General features: G+C 64.9%; 4 protein-coding genes and 1 pseudogene. 2 read left to right on the top strand and 3 right to left on the bottom strand.

The window, feature by feature from the left end; translation table 11 throughout:
• Positions 1-1,129, top strand: a pseudogene (locus tag BSP109_RS17395) (hypothetical protein); the annotation flags it as partial.
• A 139-nt stretch (positions 1,130-1,268) separates the two neighbouring features.
• Here the strand turns inward: BSP109_RS17395 and BSP109_RS16325 are convergent.
• The 3 genes from BSP109_RS16325 to BSP109_RS16315 all read right to left on the bottom strand — a co-directional run bounded on the left by BSP109_RS16325 (position 1,269) and on the right by BSP109_RS16315 (position 3,120).
• Entirely contained in the window at positions 1,269-2,201 is a 933-nt protein-coding gene (locus BSP109_RS16325) for a hypothetical protein (RefSeq protein ID WP_101602012.1), read from the bottom strand.
• A gap of 257 nt (positions 2,202-2,458) precedes the next feature.
• A complete protein-coding gene (locus BSP109_RS16320; RefSeq protein WP_101602010.1) occupies positions 2,459-2,830 on the bottom strand; it encodes a hypothetical protein in 372 nt (123 codons plus the stop codon).
• Positions 2,827-3,120 carry a hypothetical protein gene (locus BSP109_RS16315; protein ID WP_101602008.1) on the bottom strand — a complete coding sequence of 98 codons (294 nt, stop codon included), beginning with the start codon at positions 3,118-3,120 and terminating at the stop codon, positions 2,827-2,829. Before BSP109_RS16315 ends, BSP109_RS16320 begins: the two co-directional genes overlap by 4 nt.
• A 151-nt stretch (positions 3,121-3,271) precedes the next feature.
• Between BSP109_RS16315 and BSP109_RS16310 the strand changes: the two genes are divergently transcribed.
• Positions 3,272-3,419 (top strand): helix-turn-helix domain-containing protein (locus tag BSP109_RS16310; protein WP_257944752.1); only part of this gene is annotated, 148 nt, incomplete at its 3' end.

Genomic DNA, 3,419 nt, shown 5'->3' with positions numbered 1-3,419 from the left:
GATCCTGTCGTACAGCCGCGACGAGGCAGACCCCGACGATCCCGACGCAGGACGCATGGTGCTCGACGACGCGCGGGCCTTCGCCGAGCGCGCCTACAGCGGTCATGCCTCGCTCGTCGTCGTGCAGAAGGACGGCCGCGCCGGGCTCTGGCACGCCCACGTAGCCACGGCGAACGTGGGCCACGGGCCCTCGCGGCTGCGCGACGGGACGGTGCGGCCCGCCGGCTACGCGCTTCACGAGTCCCAGCGGCACGTCGTCACGTCGCGCAGGACGCTCGACGAGGTGCTGCTCGAACGGCGCGGATTCGACAACGTCGCGCACATGAAGGCGCACGCCGGCTCGGATCACACGATGCCGAGTGACGAGCGTCGGCGGGACAAAGGTGAGTACGTCTGGCGGGACGACCTCAAGGAGCGCATCAACGTGCACGTGGCGGCGGCCTCCGACTTCGACGGCTTCAAGGGGCGCATGGCTGACGAGGGCGTCATCGTCACGGAGAAGGGCACGCAGAAGCGAGGACTCGTCTACGAGTTCGTCGGGGAGGACAGGAAGCCCCACCGCGCCCGTGCGGGCGGCAGTCGGGGCCTCGGCACCGCGTACGGGTACGAGGAGATCGTCGCGCGTCTCGGTCGGCCCGTGGCGGCTGAGCAGAGGGACGTGGAGCGGGAGCCGCCGCAGCCGGTGGCTCCCGAGCCCGAGCGCGAGGCGGAGCCTGCGCCCGCGCCGAAGCCTCGCGCTCCGGCACCGACTCCGGAGCCCGACCTCGACGCCGAGGAGCGGGCGCGCCGGCAGCGGGCGGTGCGGGAGCACGAGCGTGCGCTGCGCGAGCACGAGGACCAGCTCGCGTGGTACAAGCGCATCGCTACGCGCCGGGAGCGCGAGTGGCGCCGGGTGGAGTACCGGCAGCGCCAGCAGCAGCGCATCCTGCACCAGCTGTTCCTCGAATCGCTGCGGCCCGCGATGGCGGACCTGGCCCTGCCGTGGCCGGAGCAGCCGAGCCGGGCGCAGGAGATGAAGGCCGACGACCTCGCCGACCAGCTCGTGAAGAAGTGGGCCGAGCAGCTGCTTGAGTCCAGATCGTCGGTCAAGCGCCCCGCTGTCGGGTGGCAGGACACGCTGTCGTGGTGACGAGAAAAAACACGACCCCCGCACCGCTCTGGGAACGGTGCGGGGGTCGTGGACAAAGACCGCGTTACCTCCTCTCGACCGCAGCGCCGCATGTCTGCGGAAGTGCGGGACTGAGGGGGCGCGGGCCCGTAGCTTGTGGTCAAGCAAGAATCTCCAGGTCAAGCTGCTCCATGACCTTGTCGACGGTGACACCAGTGGCGACAGTTGCGTCTTCGAAGTCGATGTAACTGGTGACCGCGACAGCGCAGATAAAGGAAGGGTCATCATTGGGATCAAAAGCCCAGATAGCTCCTCCTGAATCACCTTGGTCAGCGATTCCGGAGAAAGTCACGACATTGCTGTCTCTCATCTCCTGGAAGGGGCCGATGCTAAGGCCATTGCGATACCCGATCCGGCCGACCATAGGCACGTTGTCTTCGAAGAGTGCAGCGTCACAGTATCCACCCAGGGTAAGTTCATCCTGCGCCCCGTGCAGTGCGAAGTTCGGCGTTCCGGTCATCAGTTCTGGAACAGCATATTCTGGGTAGAACTCGATGAGGGCGTAGTCGTCGAGAGGCTCAGTCTCACTTATGCCACCGTCCTCCGAGGGCGTGAACTGTTGCCAGACAAACTCACCGACCTGGAACATGTCTGCGGGGTCGTCGTTGCCGACGGGATCGATCGCTACGGCATCTCCGGGATTACCACAATGGCCGGCAGTAAGGTTGTAGGTGGTATCAGGAGCGGTCCTCTCGCGGACGATCCAGCCGAAGGAGCAATTCCCCATCTGACCGTCGGACCCTATGGTGACGTAACGCGCGCCCGGTTCGATCATGTTGGGGGTCTCGAGGTAATCGTAGCTGGCAGAGTCACGTACTGGGTTCATGTCCTGGATATCGGAAGCATCGATATCCGCTTGATCGCGGGGGCCCTCGCCGAGCTGGTCCAGATCGTCCTCACTGGGCTGATCATCGAAGGTTGATTCTGGAGTATCTTCGGCAGCTGGCCCCTCAGATGAACCGCTGGTACAGGCTGTCAGAATCATCGCGGCTGAGAGCACGAGCGCTGTGGTGGCAGTGGTCTTGGTCGTCATGGATTCCTCTGATTTCTGATAGGAGATGAAAGGGCTAAGAGGCGATGAAGTCCCTTCAGGCAGTCAGTTTTTGAGCGCTCGCCATTTGGGGATTGTGCGTAGCGCGACGTTGATTCCAGTCCTCACCATTGAGGCGAAGAAGGAGGACCACGCGACGTGCAGTGCCTGCAACGAGAAAAATACGTTCCTCCCCGCGCCGCTCTGAGAACGGCGCGGGGGTCGTGGGCGTAGCCTGGAGCTACTTCGGCTCGACGGGGTTAGTAAGCAGGTTGCCAACCGTCGTGGAAGAGATAATCGCCTGAGCAGCCGTAGTCCTGGCACCAGTAGTAGGTGATCACGACGTTGGAATCGGCGTCTGCGACCTCGCCTGCTTCGAACGCCGACATGCCGTCGAGTGTGATTGCCTCGACGGTGTTCTCCGTGTGGTTGAGGTTGTTGAACCACAACTCGGTGCCCTGCTCCACGTAGATGTTCTCGAAGCCGGCTTCCTGTAGCTCTTCGATGACGGCGTTGGCGTCCTGTTCGATGTAGTCGGACGACGCACGGGGCATCTCGATGGTGCTGTCGCACCCGGCCACCGCCAACACGAGGGTCACGGCCGAGAGCGCCGCCGCAACCCGGCGGATCATCGGGCGACCTGCTGGGCTGCCCCGCGGCGCTTCGACACCGCGCGGCCGACGAGCCAGGTCAGCACCGCGCCGCCCACGACGGCTCCACCAGCGAGCCAGGGGCTAGCGGGGGCGTTCGGCGTGATCGCCAGGCCGAGGAGGAGGCCGACGAGCAAGCCGCCGATGCCGCCTGCGAGCCCGAGGAGGAGCACGAGACCGACGCCCGGCTTCGGCGCCGGCAGCAGCGTGCGGACGAGGAGTGCGGCGACGAACGGGCCGACGATGGCGATGGGTAGAAGCAGGATCATCATCAGGGGTTATTGCCTCTCATTCGCGGCCGGATGCGCTCCGACCGGGGGTTTGCATGGGTCACAAGTCACAGAACCATATTGGCACATTAACGTGCCACCGAGCACGTCATTGTGCCTGGTACACTGACGTGCCGTTCGCCACGCTTGAATTGTGGGTGATCTCAGGCGGCGGCTAGGCGCGAATCTCAGGCGTCAGCGACGGCACTGGAGCCTCTCCCAGGAGGCGCTCGCCCATCGCGTCGGACTCTCCCCTCGGTACGTTGCGGGCATCGAGCGGGGCGAGCGGAATCTGACTCTCG

Source organism: Brevibacterium sp. Mu109, from assembly GCF_900169375.1.
Classification (GTDB): domain Bacteria; phylum Actinomycetota; class Actinomycetes; order Actinomycetales; family Brevibacteriaceae; genus Brevibacterium; species Brevibacterium yomogidense_A.
The sequence above is the reverse complement of the archived record's forward strand: the minus strand, read 5'-3'. Positions and strand labels throughout refer to the sequence as shown.

What these genes read in the sequence shown, in the direction of transcription:
- BSP109_RS16320 (WP_101602010.1), bottom strand. Translation starts at nt 2,830, where the DNA reads ATGATCCGCCGGGTTGCGGCGGCGCTCTCGGCCGTGACCCTCGTGTTG.
- BSP109_RS16315 (WP_101602008.1), bottom strand. Translation starts at nt 3,120, where the DNA reads ATGATGATCCTGCTTCTACCCATCGCCATCGTCGGCCCGTTCGTCGCC.
- BSP109_RS16325 (WP_101602012.1), bottom strand. Translation starts at nt 2,201, where the DNA reads ATGACGACCAAGACCACTGCCACCACAGCGCTCGTGCTCTCAGCCGCG.